Here is a 21,806-nt window from a genome sequence, read left to right as displayed (position 1 = left end):
GCCGCGGCACGCGGTCCGGCCCTCCGGTGGGACGGCTGGGTCAGCGGGCGCCGACCAGCTCCGGCGTGGGCGCGGGCGGCTCGGTCGGCGGAGTGGCGGCGCGACCGCGCAGGAAGCGCGGGGCCCACCAGTTCGCGTCGCCCAGCAGGGTCATCAGCGAGGGCAGCACCACGGCCCGGATGATCGTGGCGTCCAGCAGGATCGCCGCGGCCAGCCCGATGCCGAGCTGCTTCATGTCGATCGTGCTGAGCGTCGCGAAGATCGAGAAGACGCCCACCATGACGATCGCCGCGCTGGTCACCACGCCCGCCGACGAGGTGATCCCGTACGAGACGGCCTCCCGGTTCGACAGGCCGGAGCGCACGCCCTCACGGATCCGGCTCACCACGAAGACGTGGTAGTCCATGGAGAGCCCGAAGAGCACCACGAAGAGGAATAGCGGCAGCCAGGTGACGATCGCGCCGATCGAGGTGAAGCCGAGCAGATCCTCCGCCCAGCCGCCCTGGAAGACCAGCACCAGCAGGCCGTACGCGGCCCCGGCGGAGAGCAGGTTCAGCAGGATCGAGGTGAACGCGACCACCACCGACCGGAAGGTCCACGCCATCACCAGGAAGGTCAGCGCCAGCACGAAGGCCGCCACCAGGGGCAGCTTCTCCCAGACGTGCTGCGCGTAGTCCTCGCTGGCGGCGACGCCGCCGCCGACCGCGTACTCGACGCCGGGGATGCCGCGCAGCGCGGCCGGGACGAGGTCGTCGCGGAGTTCGTGCAGCGACCGGGCCGCCTCGTCGGTCCGGCTGGCGTACGGGGTGGCCACCTCCAGCACGGACACCCGGCGGTCGGCCGACACCTGGATCTTCGGGCCGTCCCCCTCGGCCGGCGCGAAGAGCGGGTCGGTGGCGGCCCGGCCGGCCAGGGCGGTCAGCGCGGCGTGCACCCGGTCGGCCTGCTCGGCCGGCGCCCGTACCGCCACGGTGTGGCTGGTGCCGTTGCTCGGGAAGGCGGCGGTGAGCCGGTCGTACGCCTGCATCGCCGCCGTGGTGCGGGGCACGTCCTCCATGCCGGGGAACTTCAGCTTCATGCCGAGTGCCGGGGCGGCCAGCGCGAGCAGCAGCCCGACCGAGACGACCAGGGTGGCCAGCGGCGCGCGCAGCGCGGGCTTCAGCACGGCCGGCCAGAACCGGGGCCGGGCCGGCTGCCCGTGCCGCCCGGTACGCGGCGCGGTGAGCCGCCACAGCAGCGGCACCCGGGGCCGGTCGACCCAGCGGCCGAGCTTGGCGAGCAGCGCCGGCAGCACGGTCAGCGAGCCGATCACGGCGACGGCCACCACCAGGATCGAGCCGACCGCCAGGGACGAGAAGATGGCGTCCTGGGCCAGCAGCAGCCCGCCCATCGAGATGATCACGGCGGTGCCGGAGACCACCACGGCGTGCCCGGAGGTCTCCGCCGCGATCTCCACCGCGTCCAGGCCGGCACGGCCCTTGGCCCGTTCCTCGCGTTCCCGCCGCACGTAGAAGAGCGAGTAGTCGACGCCGACCGCCATGCCGATCAGCAGGATCACGCTGGCCGTGGTGTCGGTCGCCGGCACCAGGTGCGAGGCGAGGGTGGAGAGCCCCATCGCCGCGGCCACCGAGGAGAGCGCGAGCAACACCGGCACACCGGCCGCGATCAGCGCGCCGAACGCGATGATCAGGATGGCCAGGGTGACCGGCAGGCTGAGCAACTCGGCCCGCTTGAAGTCCTTGCCGAGGGTGTCGTTCAGCGCCTGGCTGATCGACGGCCCGCCGACCTGCTCGACCCGTAGCGCCGGGTGCGCCTCCTGCACCTTCGCGGTGGTGTCCCGCAGCGGCTGCACCCGGTCCTCGGCGGTCTCCGGGTCACCTGACATGGTGATCGGCAGCAGCAGCGCGTTCCCGTCGCGGGACGGCAACGGCGTACCCACCGAGGCGACCCCGTCGACCTGCCGCAGCCGCGCCGCGGCATCGTCGGCGGCGGCCTTCGCCGCGGCCTGGTCGAGCGCCCCGGACCGGGGCGTGATCAGCACGTTCTCCGTGGCCGGCTCGTGGAAGCCGCCACTGTCGACGATCACCTCGGCCCGCCCGACCTCGCCGATCGCCTGGTCCTCGTCGGTCGCCTCGTTCAGGCCCGCGGCGTTGCCGCCCACGAAGCACACCGCCACGAACACGATCCACAACGCGATGGCCCGCCACGGGTGCTCCGCACTCCACCGTGCCAACCGCACGGTCACCGGTCGCCTGCCCATACCTGGGTTCCCCCTCCACACGTCGGCCCCCTGCCGACCGTGCTGACGCTAGGCAGCGGGCGACGCCGGGACATCGGGGAACGGCCCCGGCTCGTCCCCGATCCGTCCGGCCCCGGCCGACCGGGCCGATCCGGCTCGGCCAACCGGACAGAACGGGATTTTCAGGGTACGACGGGGGGACGCGCCCGGAACCGCCCGACGAGGCACACCCGGGCAACCCCGAGCCGACTCGGGGTCATCCCCGGAGGGCACCCCGGGGGCGGGGCTGGCAGCGCGGGCAACTGTACGAGGACCGGTTCATGAACGCCTCGCGCCGGATCGGGGCACCGCACCGCGGGCAGGGCTCCCCCTCGCGGCCGTACGCGTTCAGCGACCGGTCGAAGTAGCCGCTCTCGCCGTTGACGTTGACGTACAGCTCGTCGAAGCTGGTGCCGCCCTGCTTGATGGCCTCGCCCAGCACGTCGCGCACGTGCCCGAGCAGCCGGCCGGCCGCCGGCTGCGTCAACGCGTCGGTGGGGCGGGCGCCGTGCAGCTTCGCCCGCCACAGCGCCTCGTCGGCGTAGATGTTGCCGACCCCGGAGACCAGGGTCTGGTCGAGCAGCGCCCGCTTGATCTCCGTACGCTTCCGGCGCAGCGCGGCCACGAAGTCGGCGTCGGAGAACTCCGGGTCCATCGGGTCCCGGGCGATGTGCGCGATCTCGGCCGGCAGCTCGGCGCCGCCCTCGGAGACCGACAGCCCGCCGAACGTCCGCTGGTCGACGAAGCGCAGCTCCGGACCGTCGTCGGCGAACCGGAACCGGACCCGCAGGTGCAGCTCGTCGGCCGCCCCGACCGGCTGCAGCAGCAGCTGGCCGGACATGCCCAGGTGCCCGATCAGGGCGTCCCCGCTGTCCAGCGGCAGCCACAGGTACTTGCCCCGGCGGCGGACGCCGGTGATCGTCCGGCCGGTCAGCACGTCGGCGAAGTGCGCCGCGCCGGGCTCGTGCCGGCGGATCGCCCTGGGGTGGCGTACCTCCACCGAGGTGATCGTCCGCCCGATCACCCACTGGGCCAGGCCCTGCCGGACCGTCTCGACCTCGGGCAGCTCAGGCACGGCCGGCCCCCGCCCCGGCATCCTCGACCTCGGCACCCTCCGCCGCGGCCCTCGCGGCGGCCTCGGCCTCGGCCTGCTCGGTCAGCGTCCGCCAGGCCGACTCGGCGGCCCGCTGCTCGGCCTCCTTCTTGCTGCGCCCCTCGGCGCCACCGTACCGGTTGCCGGCCACCACCACCCAGGCGGTGAACGTCTTCAGGTGGTCCGGGCCGGTGCCCTCGATCCGGTACTCCGGGACGCCCAGCCCGAGCGCGGCGGTCAGCTCCTGGAGGCTGGTCTTCCAGTCCAGCGCGGCACCCCGGCCGGCCGACTCGGCCATCAGCGGGTCGAAGAGCCGGTGGATCACGAGGGCGGCGGTGTCCAGGCCGTACTGGAGGTAGATCGCGCCGAGCAGCGCCTCCAGGGTGTCGGCCAGGATGCTGGCCTTGTCGCGGCCGCCGGTGGCCTCCTCGCCCTTGCCCAGCAGCAGGTACGCGCCCAGCCCCGCCGGGCCGAGCCCGCGCGCCACGTCGGCCAGCGCGCGCATGTTCACCACGCTGGCCCGCAGCTTGGCGAGCTGGCCCTCGGGCAGGTCCGGGTGGTTGTGGAAGAGCGCGGTGGTGATCACCACGCCGAGGACCGAGTCACCCAGGAACTCCAGCCGCTCGTTGGTGGGCAGGCCGCCGTTCTCGTACGCGTAGGACCGGTGGGTCAGCGCGCGCTCCAGCAGCTCCGGGTCGAGCGACACCCCGAAGGCCGCCTCCAGGTGGCCGACGGGAGCACGCCGCCGCTTGTCGTTGGTCATGGTGCTACCTCGGTGTCGATGGGTGCGGGATCTTGTGGCAGGCCGGCGAGCAGGGCCGAGACGGTGTCGGTGGCGCCGCAGCGCCACAGGTGGGCGGCGAGCGCGATGCCGGAGGCGACGTCGTCGGGCCGGGCCGCGCCGTGGCAGACGACCACCGTGCCGGCCACGCCGAGCAGGGCCGCCGCGCGGGGGGCACCGCCGCTCGCCGGCGGCCCGCCGGCCATGGCGTACGCGCCCTCGATCGCCTTGAGCAGCACGTTACCGGTGAACCCATCGGTCACCACGACGTCGGCGCGGGTGCCGACGGAGACGTCGTACCCCTCGACCAGGCCGACGTAGCGGGCGTCGCAGGGCAGCGGCACGGCGGCGAGGGCGGGATCGGCGGAGCGGCGCAGCCGGTCGCCCTTGCCCGCCTCGGTGCCGACGGAGAGCAGGCCGACCCGGGGCGCGGCGACGGCGTGGGCCACCGCGGCGTACGCGGCGCCGAGCACGGCGTGCCGGGCGAGGGTGGCCGGACCGGGTTCCAGGGTGCCGCCGACGTCCAGCAGCACCACGGGGCCGGCGACGGCGGGCAGGGTGGCCACCAGGGCCGGGCGGCGTACCCCGGTCCAGCGACCGAGGCCGAGCGCGGCGGCGGTGACGGTGGCGCCGGTGGAGCCGGCGGAGACGAGCGCGTCGGCGAGCCCCTCGCGGACGGCGGTGACCGCCGCGCGGACGGTGCTCTCCGCACGCGCGGCAGTGGGGTGGTCGGCCATGCCGACGGCGGTCCGCACCGGGCGGACCGTGACCCGGGCACGCTGCTCCGGATCGAGCGCACCGATCAGCCCGTCGGCGACCTCGGTCGGTCCGACGAGCAGCAGGTGCAGGTCAGGGTCGGTGCGCACCGCTCGCAGAGCGCCGTCAACCACGACGGCGGGAGCATCGTCCCCGCCGAGGAGGTCAACGGCGATCCGCGCGGTGCCCGGCTCCACCGGTACGCCGGCCGAGGGCCGGCCGGCGGCGGAGGGAGCCGGGGCACCGGGCGAGAGCCATGGTGCGCGCGCCACCCGACCGGTGGTCGGGGACGTCACTCGGCGTCCAGGTCAGACCTCGAGGACCTGGCGGCCGTTGTAGGTGCCGCAGACGGAGCAGGCGGCGTGCGGGAGCTTCGCCGACTTGCACTGCGGGCAGGCCACGGTCGCGACCGCCGCGGTCTTCCACTGCGCCCGACGGGCCCGGGTGTTGCTGCGCGACATCTTGCGCTTGGGGACGGCCACGGTTCTTACTCCTCTGTACGGGTCAGTTGCGACAGGCCCGCCCAACGCGGGTCGATCTGCTGATGGCTGTGGTCGGCCGGCAGATCGTCCCAGTGCACCCCGCAGTCGGGGCACAAGCCTGGGCAGTCCTCCCGGCAGAGCGGGTTGGTCGGCAGTGCGAGCACCACCGCGTCCCGCAGCGCCGGCTCCAGGTCGATCAGATCGCCCTGCATCCGGCCCACCTCGTCCTCGTCGGTCGTGTCGTCCGTGGTGCTGTTCTCGTACGCGTACAGCTCCTGGATCGTCACGGCCACCGAGTCGTCGATCTCGCGCAGGCAACGGCCGCACTCGCCCTTGACGGGACCGGTGACGGTCCCGGAGACGAGCACGCCCTCGGACACCGACTCCAACCTCAGGTCGAGGTCGAGGTCCGCGCCCTCCGGCACGCCGATCAACTCCACGCCGAGGTCCACCGGTGCCGGCACGACCCGTTTGACCGTACGCAACGCGCCAGGCCGACGCGGCAGGTCCCTCGTGTCGAGGACCAGCGGCGACCTGGGGTCGAGTGGGCTTGGCGAGTGTTTGGGCATAGTCAGACTCCGGCCGGTGAGAGGCCGACAAAAAAGGTTACCTGGGCGACCGGCGGACCGTCGAACCGGGGGCGTCGCCCCTGGCCCGGCGGCTGCCGACTGTCGGCTGTCGGCCGCCGGCCCGCCTGCCGCTCAGAAGGGTAGCGGGCGATCCGCCTCGTCCCCAGCGAACGTGCCGATCTCGCGCAGCGCGTGCATCTTGTCCCGGCCCCGCTCTATCGAGGCCAGCGCCCGGGTCAGGAACTGCTCGAAGTTGGCCAGGGCGGTGTCGACGTAGTCGTCCACCTCGTCGCGGAGGCGCTGCGCCTCGGCGCGGGCCTCGGCGATGATCCGGGCGCCCTCGTGCTCGGCGGAGACGGTGATCTCGTTCACCGAGACCAGGCGGGCGTGTTCCGCCTCACCCTCGCTGATGATCCGGTCGGCCTCGCGCTTGCCGGCCTCCATGATCTTGTCGCGCTCCTCCAGCAGCGCGGCGGCCCGGCGCAGGTCGGCCGGGAGCTCCGCGCGCAGCTCGTCGAGGGCGGCGATCATCTCGCCCCGGTCGACCATGCAGTTGTTCCGCGACATCGGCACGGAGCGGGCCTGCTCCACCATGGCGATCAGTTCGTCGATGCGATCGAGCGGGTCCACCGGTACCTCACTCCTGTCCTCGTCGGCCGACCTTCATGATGCGGCCTGCGCCCGGTTTCGGCGCTGCACCCATCATGTCGCGCCCCCTCCACCCGCGCCGCTCCACCCCTACCCGGCGCGTCGCCCGCCCCGGGACCGCTCCCCGGCTCGCCGATCTTGCACTTTCGGCCCCGGCATTCCGCCCGTATCCGGGTGAATCCCCAACCGCAAGTGCAAGATCGCGGCAGGGAGAGGGGCGGGGCGGGGGTGGGTGGGGGCCAGGGTCAGGGGCGGGGTTCGGGGTGGAGGCGGGCCACGAGCTGCTCGCGGACGACGTCGGGGACGTGGGCGGAGATGTCGCCACCCCACTTGGCCACGTCCTTGACCAGGCTGGAGGAGAGGAAGGAGTAGAGCGGGTTGGTCGGCATGAAGAGCGTCTCCACGCCGGCCAGCCCGATGTTCATCTGCGCCATCTGCAGCTCGTAGTCGAAGTCGCTGACCGCCCGCAGGCCCTTGATCAGCACGCTCGCCTGCTGGGCCCGGCAGAAGTCCACCAGCAGCCCCCGGAACGACTCGACCCGCACGTTGTCGTACGAGGCCGTCACCTCGCGGAGCATCTTGATCCGCTCCTCGACGGTGAACAGCCCCTGCTTCGACTGGTTGACCAGCACACCGACGATCACCTCGTCGAACAGCCGGCTGGCCCGGCCGATGATGTCGAGGTGTCCGTTGGTGACCGGGTCGAAGGAGCCCGGACAGACCGCACGTCTCATGATCGGCGACCGTACCAAAGGGTGGTCTCGCCGTAACGGCGACTGCGCTCCGCAGTGACGCCTTCCACCCAGGTGACCGGACCGGTACGGCTGGACCGCTCCACGACCACCAGGGCGGCCGGGGCCAGCCAGTCCCCGTCGACCAGCGCGGCCAGCAGCGCGGTGACCTCCTCGTCCGGCACCGCGTACGGCGGGTCGGCGAAGACCACGTCGTAGGGCCCGCCGTCGGGGCCGGCCGCCAGCACGGTGGCCACCTTGCCGGTGACCAGGCGGGCGGCCGGGGCGGCACGCAGCGCGGCGATGTTCTCCCGGATCACCCGGGCCGCCCGGGCGTCGGACTCGACGAGCAGGACGTGCGCCGCGCCCCGGGACAGCGCCTCCAGGCCGACCGCCCCGGAACCGGCGTAGAGGTCGGCGAAGCGGGCCCCGGCCAGGTCCAGTTCGGCCTGCACCGCACTGAACAGGGCCTCCCGCACCCGGTCGGAGGTGGGTCGGGTGCCGGCGCCGGGGGGCGCGGCGATCCGCCGCCCGCCGTACGCCCCGGCCACGATCCGGGTCACCGTCTGCTCCTGCACATGACCCAGACGCTACGCGACGACCCGAAGCCGCCCGGCTGACACCGTGCGCACCGGAACAGACATCGATTGATCACTTACGGTGCATCAATGATCTCGAATTCATAACATACCTGTTTCCGGGCACCGATCGGTGTAACGCATTCCGCATCGATCTCGCTAGGGTCTGCCCGGTTGTGAGCGGACGTGAGGCTCCGGTCCGTCCGCCGCACTCTCCGATCTTCCCCTCATCAGGAGTAGACGTGAACCGTCTCCACCTCCGGCGTGCCGCGGCCCTCACGGCCGGCGCGCTGATCGGCCTCGCCGGCATCGCCACCGTCGCCACCCCGGCCATGGCCCACCACCCCATCCCGTCGGGCACGTACTGCGCGGCCAAGGACGGCAAGGTCACCGTCAACTGGTCGGTCCTCAACAGCGAGACCGACATCACCGGCACCATCACCAAGCTCGAGTCCACCGTGCCCGGTGACATCACCGGCGGGCTGGCGCTGAACGCGACCCTGCCGAAGCAGGGCGACGGCCCGCTGACCGGCACCCAGACCCACACCTTCGAGGGCGCCCTGCCCGAGCTGAAGCTCACCGTCGAGGCACGGTGGGAGCGCGGCGACCGGATCATCACCGAGGAACGCAGCGTCGTCGCGCAGCCCACTCAGGACTGCGGCCCGGGCGAGTCCCCGTCGCCGTCGCCCACGTCGCCGTCGCCGAGCGCCACCCCGACGCCGACCAGGTCGCCGGAGACCAGCCCGTCGCCCTCCAGCCCGGCCAGCCCGTCCGCGACGCCGTCCGTCCCGGCCGAGCCGGAGGAGCCGGTGTTCCGGCTGGAGCAGACCTGCGACAAGATGACCTTCATCGTGGAGAACCCGGCGAAGGGCATCCCCTTCACCGCCACGCTCACCACCGAGAAGGGCGTCAGCAAGAAGCTGGTGTCCGAGCCGGGCAAGACCGCCTCGGTCAGCTTCGACGCGTACAAGGGCCTGAAGGTCACCGTCAAGTACGACGTGATCGAGGGCTCCGAGACCATCCCGTACACCCAGCCGAAGGACTGCTCGGGCGAGGGTGGCGGCCTGCCGGTCACCGGTCCGGCCGCCGGCGCGATCGCGGGTGGCGCGGCCGTGCTGCTCGCCGCCGGTGCGGTGCTGTTCGTGGTGGCCCGCCGTCGTCGGGTCCGCTTCACCGCCTGATCCCGCGCGGATCGCCCGAGGGCGCGTCGATCACCCGGTCGGCGCGCCCTCGGCGCGTCCAGAACAGATCGCGCATCCCGCACTGATCGACCGGCGCATTCCGCGCCGGTCGACTCGGCTTGCGGCAGGGCGTGCCCTCGACGCGCCGCGACGCCACGACACGCGGCATCCCGGGTCGATCACCGCGCCGGCAACGGCGTCAGCCCTTCTCCAGGTACTCCGCGCGTTCCTCGTCGACCAGGGCGGCGACCGAGGCGGCCAGGGCGGGGTGCCGGGTCAGCTCGGGGTCCTCCTCGACCAGCGTGATCGCCTCGGCGCGGGCGTCCCGGATCAGGTCGGTGTCCCGCAGCAGCGACAGCAGCCGCAGGTGCGAGCGGCGCCCGGACTGGGTGGCGCCCAGCACGTCGCCCTCCCGGCGCTGCTCCAGATCCAGCTCCGCGAGCTTGAACCCGTCAGTGGTGGAGGCGACCGCGTCGAGGCGTTCCCGGGCGGAGGAGCCCTCCATCGCCTCGGTGACCAGCAGGCAGAGACCCGCAGCGGAACCCCGGCCCACCCGGCCGCGCAGCTGGTGCAGCTGGGAGACGCCGAACCGGTCGGCGTCCAGCACGATCATCACGGTGGCGTTGGGCACGTTCACGCCCACCTCGACCACCGTGGTGGCCACCAGCACGTCCAGGTCGCCGGCGGCGAAGGAGCGCATCACCGCGTCCTTCTCGTCGGCCGGCAGCCGCCCGTGCAGCACCCCGATCCGCAGCCCGTGCAGCGGCCCCTCGGCGAGCAGCGGGGCCACCTCGGTCACCGCCAGCGGCGGCCGCCGGCCGCTGTCGTCCTCCCGGGGCGCCTCCTCGTCGCTCTGCGGGCCTTCTCCGATCCGCGGGCACACCACGTACGCCTGGTGGCCGGCGGCCACCTCCTCGCGCATCCGGCGCCAGGCCCGGTCGAGGAAGGCCGGCTTCTCGGCGGCCGGCACCACGTGCGAGGCGATCGGCGACCGGCCCTGCGGCAGCTGGGAGAGGGTGGAGACCTCCAGGTCGCCGTAGACGGTCATGGCGACCGTACGCGGGATCGGAGTGGCGGTCATCACCAGCACGTGCGGGGGCTGCTCGGCCTTGGCGCGCAGCGCGTCCCGCTGCTCCACGCCGAAGCGGTGCTGCTCGTCGACGACCACCAGGCCCAGGTCGCGGAAGTCGACCCCCTCGTAGAGCAGGGCGTGGGTGCCGAGCACGATGCCGGCCCGCCCCTCGGCCACCTCGGCGAGGGCTCGCCGCCGGGCCGCCGCGCCGAGCGAGCCGGTGACCAGCTCCACCCGGGTGGCGTCGTCGGCGGCGCCCAGCTCGCCGGCCTGGGCGAGCGGGCCGAGCAGGTCGAGGATGCCCCGGTAGTGCTGGGCGGCGAGCACCTCGGTGGGGGCGAGCAGCGCCGCCTGCCCACCGGCGTCGACCACCTGGAGCATGGCCCGCAGCGCCACCACCGTCTTGCCTGAGCCGACCTCGCCCTGGAGCAGCCGGTGCATCGGGTGGGCGGTGGCCAGGTCGGCGGCGATCTCCCGGCCCACGGTCTGCTGGCCGGGGGTCAGCTCGTACGGCAGCCGGGCGTCGAACGCGTCCAGCAGGCCCCCGGCGCGCGGCGGCCGGGCCTGCGCCGGCCAGGCGGCCGCCCGGTGCTTGCGCTGCACCAGGGTGAGCTGCACGGCGAACGCCTCGTCCCACTTGAGCCGGCGCCGGGCCCGGTAGAGCGCCTCCTTGCTGGACGGCCGGTGGATCTCGCGCAGCGCGGTGCCGATGTCGGCCAGGTTGCGGCTGGCCCGGACGGTGGCCGGCAGCGGGTCCTCCGGCGGGGTGAAGGTGTCCAGCACCACCCGGACGCAGCGGGCGATCACCCAGGTCGGCACCGCCGCCGCAGCCGGGTAGACCGGGATCAGCGCTCCGGCGAACTCCTCGACCTCCTCGTTGGCCGCCGCCTCGCCGTCGCCGCCCTCGCCGAGCAGCACGTACTCGGGGCCGTTGAGCTGCCGCTTGCCCCGGAACTCGGTGACCTTGCCGGCGAACAGCCCCCACCGGCCGGGCCGCAGGTCGCGCTCCCGCCAGGCCTGGTTGCCGAAGAAGGTGAGGGTGAGCACGCCGCCCGAGCCGTCGCCGACGGTCACCTCCAGCAGGTTGCCGCGGCGCTGGCGCATCGGTCGCACCGCGGTGCGCTGCACCTGGGCCAGCACGGTGACCTGCTCCCCCACGTCCAGCGAACGGATGTCGGTGTGCTCGCCGCGCTCGTCGTAGCGGCGCGGGAAGTGGTAGATCAGGTCACCCGCGGTGTGCAGGTCGAGGTGGCTCGCCAGGGCCTTGGCGGTGCGCTCCCCGACCAGCTTCTTCAGCGGCGTGTCCACGATGGTCGGCTCGCTCGTCATTCGACCCCCAGCAGAAGCGGGTAGTGCGGCTGGCCGCCCTCGTACGCCTGCACCTCGACGAACGGCCAGGAGCGCTCGACGTGCTCGCGTACCCGGTCGGCGAGCCCCTCCGGGGCGTCCGCCCCGCAGAGCAGGGTGACCAGCTCACCGCCGCCGCCGAGCATCCGGTCGACGACCGCGGTGCAGGTGTCGAACAGGTCGGCGCCGATCAGGTGCACCTCCCCCTCGACCAGGGCCAGGACGTCACCCGGCCGGCACGGCCCGGCCACGGTGAGCGCCTCCTTGCTGGCGTGGCAGACCTCGGCGTACCGGCAGGCGCCGGCCGCCTCGGCCATCGCGATGACGTCGTCCTCGAAGCGCCGCTTGGGGTCGCGGACGGCCAGCGCGGCGAGGGCCTGCACGGGTGACCGGGTGGGCACGACGCTCACCTTGACGCCGAGCCCGTGCGCCTCCCTGGCGGCCGCGCTGGCCACCGACTGGGTGTTCGGGTCGTTGGGGAGCACCACCACCCGGGCCGCCCCGGTGGCGCGGATCGCGTCGAGCAGCTCGCCGGTGGACGGGTTGGCCGGCACCACGGTGGCGCCCTCGGCGCTGAAGAGCTGGGCGATGCCGGCGCCGGTGGCCACCACCACGGCGGCCCGGCCGTCCGCCAGCGGCCCCGGCGCGGACGGGGTCACCTGGTCGGCGAAGCGGGTCACCGTGATCCGGTGCGGGCGGCCGGCCACCACGCCCGCCTCGACCGCCGCGCCGACGTCGTTGACGTGCACGTGCACGTTCCAGGTGTCCTGACCGTCGCCGACGATCACCAGTGAGTCGCCGAGGGCGTCCAGCTCGCCGCGCAGCCGGGCCACCGCCTCGTCGGTGGCGTCGAGCAGGTACTGCACCTCGTAGGCGTACGCCGAGGAGCCGGTCTCCCGGACGGCGGTGGCCGGTGGCCGGGTGGCGGGTGCCGGCTCCCCCGCCGGCCGGGGGCTCTCCCCGGTGACGACCTCGACCAGCGCGTCCAGCAGCAGGCAGAGGCCGCGCCCGCCGGCGTCCACCACGCCGGCCCGGGCCAGCGCGGGCAGCTGCTCCGGGGTACGCGCCAGGGCGCGTGCCGCCCCGCCGGCCGCGGCCCGGGCCACCGCGCGCAGGTCGTCGCTGTCCGCCTGTGCGGCGGCGCGGGCCGCGGCGGCGGCCACGGTGAGCACGGTGCCCTCGACCGGATGGGCGACCGCGGCGTACGCGGCGGTGGCCGCGTCGGCCAGGGCGGTGGCGAGCTGCCGGCCGCGGACCGCCGGGGCGGCGGCGAGCGCGTCGGCGAAGCCGCGCAGGATCTGCGACAGGATCACCCCGGAGTTGCCCCGCGCTCCCAGCAGCGCGCCCCGGGCCATCAGCCGCAGCGCGTGCCCGTGCGGGGTGTGCCCGTCGTCGGGGAGGGTGTCCAGGTCCATCGCGAGGGCCTGGTGGGCGGAGGTGAGGGTGAGCACCAGGTTGGTGCCGGTGTCCCCGTCCGGGACCGGGTAGACGTTGAGGTCGTCGATCTCGCCCTGGTGCCGTTGCAGGGCGGCCAGCCCGCTCGCGCACCAGCGGCGCACCGCGGCGGCGTCGAGGGTGTCCAGCACGTCGGGAAGCCTACTGGCGCGCACCGACACGCGCCCGGCCCGCGTCGGCGTGTCCGGGGGCCGGGGCGCGCCGGCTCGCCTTCCCCGGGCCGGTACGCTGGCCGGGTTCCCATCCGCTCGGCCCGTCCGGCACCGCGCGGCGAGCTGAAGCCGCCGTCCGGGGCCGGTTGGGCGTACCGGCCTGTCATCGGGTAACCTGGCCAGGTTGCCCGGGCAGCGCCTGGCGGCGACCTCATGAACGTTTCAAACCCAGGAGTATCCCGTGGCTAGCGTGTGCGACGTCTGTGGCAAGGGGCCGGGCTTCGGCCACAACGTGTCCCACTCGCACCGGCGGACCAACCGCCGCTGGAACCCGAACATCCAGTCGGTGCGTACCCCGGCCGGTGGCGGCACCACCAAGAAGTTGCAGGTCTGCACCTCGTGCATCAAGGCCGGCAAGGTCACCCGCGCCTGACGCGGTAGCGCCACCCAGCATTCGTCGGTTGCCGGCGGACCGGAAGGGTCCGCCGGCTTCTGTCGTGTCCGCGTCAGGCGTCCCGGCCGGCATCGACCCGCCCCGCCGCCCTGATCGACCGGGGCCGCGGCTCTGATCGACTCAGGCTGCGGCAGGTCGGGGTGCGCGCGGCTGCGGACACCGGCGACCTGCCGCAGGTCGAGTGGATCATGACCGCCCGGCCGGGCCGGGCCGCGCGGCGGGTGGGCGTCAGAGCGGGCGGCCGAACGAGAGGCAGCCGGGCGCGTCCTTGTAGAAGCCGAAGTTCGGGATCCGCTCGTAGCCGGCCGAGGTGTACATCGCGATCGCCTCGGGCTGCTTGTCGCCGCACTCCAGGATCATCCGCTTGCGGCCCTGCTCGCGCGCCGACTCCTGCACCGCCGCCAGCACCGCACGGGCGACGCCCCGGCCCCGGGCGGCCGGCGCGGTGTACATCCGCTTCAGCTCGGCCGTCTCGCCATCGTCACCGTGGCTGCGCCACCCGCCGCAGCCCACCGGCTGCCCGTCCAGGTAGGCGACCACGAAGGCCCCGTCCGGAAGTTCGAACTCCGCCGCGTCGACCGGTGTGTCGTCCCCGCTGCCGCCGTACCGCTCGCCCAGGTCGGCCAGGGCCGACCGGATCAGCGCCTGCGACTCGGGTGCGTCGAAGCGCCGCACCCGGATCTCGATCTCACTCACGGCATGAAGGGTACGGCCGGAGCCGGACCCGGCCGGGCCGATGTCGCCCGCATCGGACGCAGATCACTCCGTCCGGCGGAAGTGGTCCCACCCCGCGGGGCCCGCGTACGCCACCCCGTCCACGGTCACCCCGGTGCCCTCGGTCACCAGGCCGATCGGCCGCCACCCGGACGGCAGCGTCGCCGTCGCCGGGAAGGTCGCCGCCAGGGCGTGGTCGTCGCCCCCGGCCAGGAGCCAGGAGTACGGGTCGACGCCGAGCGCCTGCGCCGCGTCGCGCATCTGCCGGGGCACCTCGAACGCGTCCCGGGTCACGTCGATCGCCACCCCGCTGGCCTTCGCCACGTGCCCCAGGTCGGCCAGCAGCCCGTCCGAGACGTCGATCATGGCGGTGGCGCCGGCCCGCGCGGCCTCCGGCCCGGCCCGGTACGGCACCTCGGGTCGGCGGAAGGCCTCGACCAGCAGCCGGGGCGTCCGGAAGCCGCGGGACAGCACGGTGTAGCCGGCCGCCGCCCAGCCGGTCCGCCCCGCCAGCGCCACCACGTCCCCGGGACGGGCCCCGGAGCGGACCACGGGCGGCCGGTCGGCCAGGTCGCCCAGGGCGGTCACCGCGATGGTCAACGTCGGGCTGGCCGACATGTCCCCGCCGACCACGCTCGCGCCGACCAGGGCCGCCTCGGCGCCGAGCCCGTCGGCCAGCTCCTCGGCCCAGGCGGGGTCCAGCTCGGCCGGCATGCAGAGGGCGACCAGCAGCGCGGTCGGGGTGGCGCCCATGGCGGTGATGTCGGCCAGGTTGGCCGCCGCCGCCCGGTGGCCGACGTCCCGCGCCCCGGACCAGTCCCGCCGGAAGTGCCGCCCCTCGACCAGCACGTCCGTGGAGGCGACCACCCGCCGGTCCGGCGCCGCGACGACCGCCGCGTCGTCACCGGGGCCGAGCAGCACGCCCTCCCCGTACGCCAGCCGGGCGGTCACCCGGTCGATCAGCCCGAACTCCCCCACACCCGCGACCGTCATTCCGTCCCCTCGTCGCGCTCGTCGGTCCCGCACGTCCCGCCACCATCTCCCGCGTGTGCTCGCTCACCGCGTTCAGCCGGCGACCGATAGGGATCACGCCTACTCAGTACGGTAGTTTCACCCTTCGGGCCGCCCCAGGCGGCGACGGACGGAGGTCGAGTCGTGGTACAGGCGTACATCCTCATCCAGACCGAGGTCGGGCGGGCGCGTGACGTGGCCGGTCAGATCGCGGACCTTGCCGGCGTGGTACGGGTCGACGCCGTCACCGGGCCCTACGACGTGGTCGTCCTCACCGAGGCGAACACCGTCGACGAGCTCGGCAAACTCATCGTCAGCAAGGTGCAGATGGTGCCCGGCATCACCCGCACCCTCACGTGTTCGGTGGTGCGCCTGTAAGTGGACGAGATCACTTCCTCCCCCGCTTCCGACGAGACCCGCCCGGCCGGGCCGCGTCGCGACCGGTCGACCCGCGGCGCCGCGCTCTGGGCGACCCTGATCGCGGTGCCGGTCACCGTGGCGGTGGCCGGGTTCACCTTCGCCAAGCTCTCCCCGGAGCAGCCGGCCGCCGCGCCCAGCGCGTCGGCGAGCGCCGCCCGGCCGCAGTCGACCACCCCGGTCGAGATGCCCGCGCCGACCCTGGCGGAGCGTCCCGCGGTGGTGTGCCGCGCCCTGGTGTCCCAGCTGCCGGAGAGCGTCCGGGACCTGAAGCAGCGGCCGGTCACCGCCGGCGCCGAGCAGAACGCCGCGTACGGCGACCCGGCGATCACCGTGGCCTGCGGCGGCACCCCGCCGGTCGTGCCGCCCACCGACGAGGTGTGGTCGGTCAACAAGGTCTGCTGGCACGCGGTGGAGGAGGCGGACGCGACCGTGCTGGCCACCGTCGACCGGGAGACCCCGGTCCGGGTCCGGGTGCCCAAGGCGTACGCGCAGCCCCTGCAGTGGGTCAGCCCGATCTCCGACGCCATCGTGTCCGCCGTCCCGTCGGCGAAGACCGCCCCCTCCGGCTGCGCCGCCTGACCCCCGTCCCCTTCGTGAGGGCGCTGATTCACGGAAAGAGTGGCCATTCCCGCTCGGGAGGCCACTCTTTCCGTGAATCAGGGCGGATCTGATCGTGGGCCTGGCCTGGGCGGCGCCGGCGGGTGGGTCAGCGGCCGGCGCGGCGGAGGGCGGTGCGGATGAGGCGGTGGACCAGCTTCGGGTACTCCAGGCCGCTGGCGGCCCACATCCGGGGGAACATCGACGTGGGCGTGAAGCCGGGCATGGTGTTGATCTCGTTGAGGTAGACGTCCAGCTCCGGCGTGACGAAGAAGTCGACCCGGGCCAGGCCGGAGCAGTCGAGCGCGGTGAAGGCGCGGGCGGCGTACTCCTGCACCCGGCGGGTGACCTGCTCCGGCAGGTTCGCCGGGATGTCGTACTCGCACGCGTCGTCGATGTACTTCGCCTCGAAGTCGTACCAGTCGTGGCCGGAGATCACCCGGACCTCGGCCAGCACCGACGCCTCCGGCGCGCCGCCGGCCTCGCCCTCCAGCACGCCGCACTCGATCTCGCGGCCGACGATCGCGCCCTCGACCAGCACCTTGGTGTCGATCTCGCGGGCCGTGGCGACCGCCGCGTCGAGCTGGGACCACTCGTCCACCTTCGTGATGCCGAAGGAGGAGCCGGCCCGGGACGGCTTGACGAAGACCGGCAGGCCCAGCCGCTCCTTGTCCTCCTCGGACATGGTCATCCCGTTGCGCAGCACCACGTACGGGCCGACCGGGATGCCCTCGGCGGCGCAGAGCTTCTTGGTGAACTCCTTGTCCATGGCGGCCGCGGAGGCGAAGACGTTCGCCCCGACGTACGGGATGTCGGCCATCTCCAGCATCCCCTGGATGGTGCCGTCCTCGCCGTACGCGCCGTGCAGCACCGGGAAGACGACGTCCACGTCGGCGAGAGCCCGGGGGCCCTGCGTCGGGTCGAGCACCATCAGGCCACCGACCGCCGGGTCGGCGCGCAGCACCAGCTCGGCACCGGAACCCGAGGTGATCTCCGGCAGCTTCCGGTCCTGGATGGCGAGCTGGCCCGGGTCGCCGCTGGCCAGCACCCACTGGCCCTGCCGGGTGATCCCGACCGGCACCACCTCGAACTCGTCCGGGTCCAGGGCGCCCAGCACGCTGCCCGCGCTGACGCAGGAGATCCCGTGCTCGGGACTACGGCCGCCGAAGACGATCGCCACGCGGGTCCTGCCTGGGGTGGTCACTGTAGGTCACCTCTTCGTTCGCGACTGCGGCCGGCCGTGCTCGCCCGTGGCGCTCACCCGGTTGACCTTACTGTGCGTGGCGAGCAACGGCAGCCGATACCCGGGGACCGGCAAGGCGGCGCGCATCCGGTCAGCAAACCATATACGGGGAGTAACGGGACGCGAGTTGTCGCGGTGGCCGATTAGGCTCCTCGTCCTGTGAGCTCCGATCCGCTGATCGACAGCCTGACGGCCGCCCTCGACGCCCGCCCCGACGACCTGCCGCTGCGGCTGCACCTGGCCGGGCTGCTGCTCGACGGCGGCCGGGGCGCGGAGGCCATCGCGCACGTCGGGCAGGCACTCGCCCGGGACCCGGGCAACGCGCAGGCCCAGGCGCTGATGCAACGGGCCCTCGGGGCCCCCGTACCGGACCCGTCCCCGCCCTCCGCGCAGCGGCCGGCGCCGGACGGTCCACCGGCGCAGCGGCCGGCGCCGGACGGTCCACCGGCGCAGCGGCCGGCGCCGGACGGGCCTCCCGCGGACGATCCCCTGGCCGCGTACGCGCAGGAGCTGGCCGACGTGGTGCCGCCGCGGTTCGCCCCGGCCGGCGACGAGCCGGAACCGGTCCGCGGCGAGGCCGACCGGGTGTACGACGTGGAGTCCTCCTCGGTGCGGCTGGCCGACGTGGGTGGCATGTCGGCGGTCAAGGAACGCCTGGAGCTGGCCTTCCTGGGCCCGCTGCGCAACCCGGAGCTGCGCCGGATGTACGGCAAGAGCCTGCGCGGCGGGCTGATGCTCTACGGCCCGCCCGGCTGCGGCAAGACCTTCCTGGCCCGGGCGGTGGCCGGCGAGATGGGGGCGAAGTTCCTGTCGCTGTCCATCGTGGACGTGCTGGACATGTGGGTCGGCAACTCCGAGCGGAACCTGCACGAGCTGTTCCAGGCGGCCCGGCGCAACGCGCCCTGCGTGCTCTTCCTCGACGAGATCGACGCCCTGGGCCACAAGCGTTCGCAGGTGTCGTCGAGTTCGATGCGGACGCTGGGCAACCAGCTCCTGGCCGAGCTGGACGGCATGGAGGGCGACAACGAGGGCGTCTTCGTGCTGGCCGCGACGAACACGCCGTGGGACGTCGACCCGGCGCTGCGCCGGCCGGGCCGGTTGGACCGGATGGTGCTGGTGCTGCCGCCGGACGCCGACGCCCGGGCCGCGATCCTGGAGTACCACCTGCGCGAGCGCCCGATCGCCAACATCGACCTGCGGCGGGTGGTCGCCGCGACCGAGGACTTCTCCGGCGCCGACCTGGCCCACCTCTGCGAGACCGCCGCCGAGTTCGCGATGGCCGACTCGGTACGCACCGGCGAGGTCCGGATGATCGAGCAGCGGGACCTGGAGCGGGCGCTGAAGGAGGTCCGCCCGTCGACCCGCCCCTGGCTGTCGACCGCCCGCAACGTCGCCATGTTCGCCAACGAGGGCGGCGTCTACGACGACCTGGTCGGCTACCTGAAGCGGCGCAAGCTGCTCTGAGGCCGGTGCGGCCGGTGGCGGGACCTGCCACCGGCCGCACCGGCACCCCGCCTCCGCCGGGTCCGGAGGCGGGCGGGTTCAGTCCAGGTGCGCCGGGTCCTTGGGGCGGCGTCCGACCGCGATGACCTTCACGCGCTGGCGACCGGCGCGGACCATCCCGAGCGCCATGAAGGCGCCGGCGATCCGGTCCGCCGCCTCGCGGCTGCTCGCCCCGACCACCTGCCGGCGGCGCTCGGGGCTCGTCCGTTCGTTGCGCTCCACCCCCTCCAGGGGGCGGACGTCGGTGAGAACCACGAGGAACCGGGTCATCCCCGCCCACCTCCGTCCGGTGGGCGGCAACCGGTCGCCGTCATGCCACTCCCTCCCCGCTTCTCGCCGGTGGCGTCTCCTCGGGAGGTGAGGGGCACGCGGCGATCGGGTCGTGGGGGAGAAAAACCCGATCACCGCGCGCCCCATCCCCTCCGGTCGCTCACCACCACCGTCGCCACGACAACCGGTGGTGAGGACGCGGTCACAGATTGACAGGTGGACACGCGTGAATGCAACTCTCATCGGATTTCTCTCATGCCAGACCTCCCATTGATGTGCGACCATCGATGCATGGCGCCGAAGACCGCCCGGGCCCGACGGCTCGGCATAGCCCTGCGAACGCACCGGGAAGCCGCCGGCCTGACCCTCGAGGCCGCGGCCGACGAGATCAACAGCACCCGGAGCACCCTGTCCCGGTACGAGAACGCGCAGACGCTGGTCAGCCCGGCCACCGTGCGCGCGCTGCTCACCCTCTACGGGGTCGGCTCCGACGACATCGCCGCGGCGGTGCAGCTGGCCAAGGACGCCCGCAAGCCCGGCTGGTGGGTCTCCTACTCGTACCTGCTGGATCGGCGGACCATCGACTTCATCGCGCTGGAGGCGGAGGCGACCGGGATCGCCAACTTCGAGCCCTCGGTGGTGCCCGGCCTGCTGCAGACCGCCGACTACATCCGGGGGGTGATGCGGGGTGGCCCGCACACCCTCAGCGACGAGCAGGTGGAGCAGCGCGTCCAGGTGCGGCTGGACCGGCAGCAGCGGCTCACGGGTGACGATCCGCCGATCCTCGACGCCATCATCGACGAGGGCGCCCTGCTGCGTCCCGTCGGCGACCGCGCGGTGATGGCGGGCCAGCTCCAGCACCTGCTGAAGATGGCCGAGCTGCCCAACATCACCGTGCAGGTGATACCACTGGCGGCGGGCTACCACCGGGGCACCCGAGGCTCACTGCACATGTTGGAGTTCGCCGACCCGGAGGATCCGATCATCGCGTCGGTGGAGACGGTCGCCGGGCAGATGATCCTGGATCGGCCGGGCGACCTGCGTACCTGCACAAAGATCATGGAGCACCTGCGGACCGTGGCGCTGAGCCCGGCGGCCAGCCGGGACCAGCTCCTCCGCCTGCTGAACGAGAGGTAGACCCGATGAACGGCACGAACAGCCCCCGCCCGCCCGCGACCGGCTGGCGCAAGAGCAGCCACAGCGGCGACGAGGGCGCGTGCGTGGAGATGGCGCTCCTGCCGGAGGCGGTCGCCGTCCGCGACTCCAAGGACCCGGCCGGCCCGGTGCTGGTCTTCTCCCCGGCGGCCTGGGCCGCCTTCGCCGGAGCGCCGCCGCGCCCCTGACCGGGCTCAGCCGGTGACCACCGGGGCGGCGGGCGCGTCGGCCCGGACCGCCTCCAGGGCGGCGATGGCCACCCCGCGCGCCCCGGCCATGTCCCGGTCGGGCACCAGGGCGAAGGTGGCCACCGCGGCCTGCTCGGCCCGGAGCACGGTGTGCTCCCGTACGGTGGCCAGGAACCAGTCGCGGAACTCCGGCGCCGCCTCCACGACCCCGCCCCCGACGAAGTACGCGTGCGGGTCGGTGAAGTTCGCCGCGATCGTGAAGAGCCGCCCCAGGGCCGCCGCCTGCTGGGTGAAGACCTGCCGGGCCAGGGCGTCGCCCCGCTCGCCGTAGCCGCGGACCAGCTTGGCCGCCCGGGCCGGCTCCTCCGCCGCCAGCGGATGCCCCGGGAACCGCCCCAGCCAGTACGGCAGCAGGTTCCGCTCGATCCCGGTCAGCGAGGCGACGCTCTCCGCGTCCCCGCTGAAGCCGCAGGCGCAGGTGGGCACCGGCTGGCCCGCGCCGAGCAGCCCGTCGAGCGGGATGTGCACGTGCCCGAACTCCCCCGCCATCCCGGCCGCGCCGCCGACCACCCGCCCGGCCTCCACCACCCCGCCACCGAGCCCGGTGCCGACGATGGCGGCGACCGAGGACCGGCGCATCGCGTCCGCTCCGAAGTGGACGTGGTGCGCGTAGAGGGCCGCTGCGTTGCCGTCGTTGGCGTAGACCACCGGCAGGCCCAGCCGACGCTCCAGCGCGCTGCGGACGTCGTACCCCCGCCAGGCGGGCTGGGAGAAGTTGGTGGAGCCGCGCGAGGAGATCACCCCGGTGGCGCTGGCCGGACCGGGGGTGTCCAGCCCGACCGCGCGGACCAGCTCGCGGGGCACGCCGGTCAGCGCCAGCACCCCGTCGAGCGCCCGGGCCAGGGCCTCGATCGCCGCCGCCGGCCCGGCCTGCACCTCGCTCGGGATCTCCACCAGCCCGTCCACCAGGAACCGACCGTCGACGGTCAGGACGGTGGCGTTGTTGCTGTTCCCGCCGTTGTCGAGCCCCACCACCACCGGCACACCCGCGCTGCCCACGGCCACCCCTCCCACCGAGCCTGACCTGAGGCTAGTGCGGTGGTCAGCGGCCCGCCATGCGCCGGACGG

General features: G+C 74.0%; 23 protein-coding genes. 7 read left to right on the top strand and 16 right to left on the bottom strand.

Features of this window, described 5'->3' with window-relative positions; genetic code table 11:
* Positions 1-40: 40 nt before the first annotated feature.
* The 9 genes from ACGFI9_RS12615 to rsmD form a co-directional block, all read right to left on the bottom strand.
* Complete coding sequence (locus ACGFI9_RS12615; protein WP_393178081.1) at positions 41-2,245, bottom strand: MMPL family transporter; 2,205 nt, start codon at positions 2,243-2,245, stop codon at positions 41-43.
* Between the two features lie 250 nt (positions 2,246-2,495).
* The gene (mutM, locus tag ACGFI9_RS12610; protein ID WP_393178080.1) at positions 2,496-3,353 is read right to left on the bottom strand and encodes a bifunctional DNA-formamidopyrimidine glycosylase/DNA-(apurinic or apyrimidinic site) lyase; all 858 of its coding nucleotides are present in this window, start codon (positions 3,351-3,353) and stop codon (positions 2,496-2,498) included.
* On the bottom strand, positions 3,346-4,134 hold the full coding sequence (gene rnc / locus ACGFI9_RS12605) for a ribonuclease III (RefSeq protein WP_393178079.1): 789 nt from the start codon (positions 4,132-4,134) through the stop codon (positions 3,346-3,348). The genes mutM and rnc overlap by 8 nt, the downstream gene beginning before the upstream one ends.
* Positions 4,131-5,105, bottom strand: a complete 975-nt coding sequence (locus ACGFI9_RS12600; RefSeq protein ID WP_393178462.1) for a phosphate acyltransferase PlsX — start codon at positions 5,103-5,105, stop codon at positions 4,131-4,133. The genes rnc and ACGFI9_RS12600 overlap by 4 nt, the downstream gene beginning before the upstream one ends.
* Before the next feature lie 111 nt (positions 5,106-5,216).
* Positions 5,217-5,390, bottom strand: coding sequence for a 50S ribosomal protein L32 (rpmF, locus tag ACGFI9_RS12595; RefSeq protein ID WP_091268767.1), 174 nt, complete (start codon positions 5,388-5,390; stop codon positions 5,217-5,219).
* A gap of 5 nt (positions 5,391-5,395) precedes the next feature.
* Entirely contained in the window at positions 5,396-5,959 is a 564-nt protein-coding gene (locus ACGFI9_RS12590; RefSeq protein WP_393178078.1) for a YceD family protein, read from the bottom strand.
* A 132-nt stretch (positions 5,960-6,091) separates the two neighbouring features.
* On the bottom strand, positions 6,092-6,589 hold the full coding sequence (locus ACGFI9_RS12585; protein WP_073832495.1) for a hypothetical protein: 498 nt from the start codon (positions 6,587-6,589) through the stop codon (positions 6,092-6,094).
* Positions 6,590-6,852: 263 nt separating this feature from the next.
* Positions 6,853-7,341, bottom strand: a complete 489-nt coding sequence (coaD, locus tag ACGFI9_RS12580) for a pantetheine-phosphate adenylyltransferase (RefSeq protein WP_393178077.1) — start codon at positions 7,339-7,341, stop codon at positions 6,853-6,855.
* Positions 7,338-7,901, bottom strand: coding sequence for a 16S rRNA (guanine(966)-N(2))-methyltransferase RsmD (gene rsmD / locus ACGFI9_RS12575; protein WP_393178461.1), 564 nt, complete (start codon positions 7,899-7,901; stop codon positions 7,338-7,340). The genes coaD and rsmD overlap by 4 nt, the downstream gene beginning before the upstream one ends.
* 257 nt (positions 7,902-8,158) lie before the next feature.
* Here rsmD and ACGFI9_RS12570 point away from each other — a divergent pair, with 257 nt between their 5' ends.
* Positions 8,159-9,097 carry a cell wall anchor protein gene (locus ACGFI9_RS12570; RefSeq protein WP_393178076.1) on the top strand — a complete coding sequence of 313 codons (939 nt, stop codon included), beginning with the start codon at positions 8,159-8,161 and terminating at the stop codon, positions 9,095-9,097.
* A 199-nt stretch (positions 9,098-9,296) separates the two neighbouring features.
* On the opposite strand, the gene recG is transcribed toward ACGFI9_RS12570, so the two are convergent.
* The gene (recG, locus tag ACGFI9_RS12565; protein WP_393178075.1) at positions 9,297-11,498 is read right to left on the bottom strand and encodes an ATP-dependent DNA helicase RecG; all 2,202 of its coding nucleotides are present in this window, start codon (positions 11,496-11,498) and stop codon (positions 9,297-9,299) included.
* On the bottom strand, positions 11,495-13,102 hold the full coding sequence (locus ACGFI9_RS12560; RefSeq protein WP_393178074.1) for a DAK2 domain-containing protein: 1,608 nt from the start codon (positions 13,100-13,102) through the stop codon (positions 11,495-11,497). The genes recG and ACGFI9_RS12560 overlap by 4 nt, the downstream gene beginning before the upstream one ends.
* Positions 13,103-13,364: 262 nt before the next feature.
* On the opposite strand from ACGFI9_RS12560, the gene rpmB reads away from it, so the two are divergent.
* Entirely contained in the window at positions 13,365-13,556 is a 192-nt protein-coding gene (gene rpmB / locus ACGFI9_RS12555; RefSeq protein ID WP_013284551.1) for a 50S ribosomal protein L28, read from the top strand.
* 249 nt (positions 13,557-13,805) lie between these two features.
* Here the strand turns inward: rpmB and ACGFI9_RS12550 are convergent, their stop codons facing one another.
* Together ACGFI9_RS12550 and ACGFI9_RS12545 are read right to left on the bottom strand one after the other, a co-directional pair.
* Positions 13,806-14,273, bottom strand: a complete 468-nt coding sequence (locus tag ACGFI9_RS12550; RefSeq protein WP_393178073.1) for a GNAT family N-acetyltransferase — start codon at positions 14,271-14,273, stop codon at positions 13,806-13,808.
* A gap of 63 nt (positions 14,274-14,336) precedes the next feature.
* Complete coding sequence (locus ACGFI9_RS12545) at positions 14,337-15,284, bottom strand: thiamine-phosphate kinase (RefSeq protein WP_393178072.1); 948 nt, start codon at positions 15,282-15,284, stop codon at positions 14,337-14,339.
* Between the two features lie 162 nt (positions 15,285-15,446).
* Between ACGFI9_RS12545 and ACGFI9_RS12540 the strand changes: the two genes are divergently transcribed.
* Entirely contained in the window at positions 15,447-15,680 is a 234-nt protein-coding gene (locus tag ACGFI9_RS12540; RefSeq protein WP_018786298.1) for an Lrp/AsnC ligand binding domain-containing protein, read from the top strand.
* Entirely contained in the window at positions 15,681-16,301 is a 621-nt protein-coding gene (locus ACGFI9_RS12535) for a DUF3515 family protein (protein ID WP_393178071.1), read from the top strand.
* Positions 16,302-16,428: 127 nt separating this feature from the next.
* On the opposite strand, the gene ACGFI9_RS12530 is transcribed toward ACGFI9_RS12535, so the two are convergent.
* Positions 16,429-17,523: a D-alanine--D-alanine ligase family protein gene (locus ACGFI9_RS12530; protein WP_393178070.1), complete on the bottom strand. Its 1,095-nt coding sequence runs from the start codon at positions 17,521-17,523 to the stop codon at positions 16,429-16,431.
* A gap of 198 nt (positions 17,524-17,721) precedes the next feature.
* Between ACGFI9_RS12530 and ACGFI9_RS12525 the strand changes: the two genes are divergently transcribed.
* Entirely contained in the window at positions 17,722-19,026 is a 1,305-nt protein-coding gene (locus ACGFI9_RS12525) for an AAA family ATPase (protein WP_393178069.1), read from the top strand.
* 78 nt (positions 19,027-19,104) lie between these two features.
* On the opposite strand, the gene ACGFI9_RS12520 is transcribed toward ACGFI9_RS12525, so the two are convergent.
* Positions 19,105-19,335, bottom strand: coding sequence for a hypothetical protein (locus ACGFI9_RS12520; protein WP_393178068.1), 231 nt, complete (start codon positions 19,333-19,335; stop codon positions 19,105-19,107).
* Positions 19,336-19,626: 291 nt separating this feature from the next.
* On the opposite strand from ACGFI9_RS12520, the gene ACGFI9_RS12515 reads away from it, so the two are divergent.
* Together ACGFI9_RS12515 and ACGFI9_RS12510 are read left to right on the top strand one after the other, a co-directional pair.
* Complete coding sequence (locus tag ACGFI9_RS12515; protein ID WP_393178067.1) at positions 19,627-20,472, top strand: helix-turn-helix domain-containing protein; 846 nt, start codon at positions 19,627-19,629, stop codon at positions 20,470-20,472.
* 5 nt (positions 20,473-20,477) lie between these two features.
* The gene (locus ACGFI9_RS12510) at positions 20,478-20,678 is read left to right on the top strand and encodes a DUF397 domain-containing protein (protein ID WP_393178066.1); all 201 of its coding nucleotides are present in this window, start codon (positions 20,478-20,480) and stop codon (positions 20,676-20,678) included.
* Between the two features lie 6 nt (positions 20,679-20,684).
* Here ACGFI9_RS12510 and ACGFI9_RS12505 read toward each other — a convergent pair whose 3' ends face one another.
* Positions 20,685-21,737 carry an ROK family protein gene (locus ACGFI9_RS12505; RefSeq protein ID WP_393178064.1) on the bottom strand — a complete coding sequence of 351 codons (1,053 nt, stop codon included), beginning with the start codon at positions 21,735-21,737 and terminating at the stop codon, positions 20,685-20,687.
* Positions 21,738-21,806: the final 69 nt, after the last annotated feature.

This window comes from Micromonospora sp. NPDC048930, from assembly GCF_043197935.1.
Lineage (GTDB): Bacteria > Actinomycetota > Actinomycetes > Mycobacteriales > Micromonosporaceae > Micromonospora.
The sequence above is the reverse complement of the archived record's forward strand: the minus strand, read 5'-3'. Positions and strand labels throughout refer to the sequence as shown.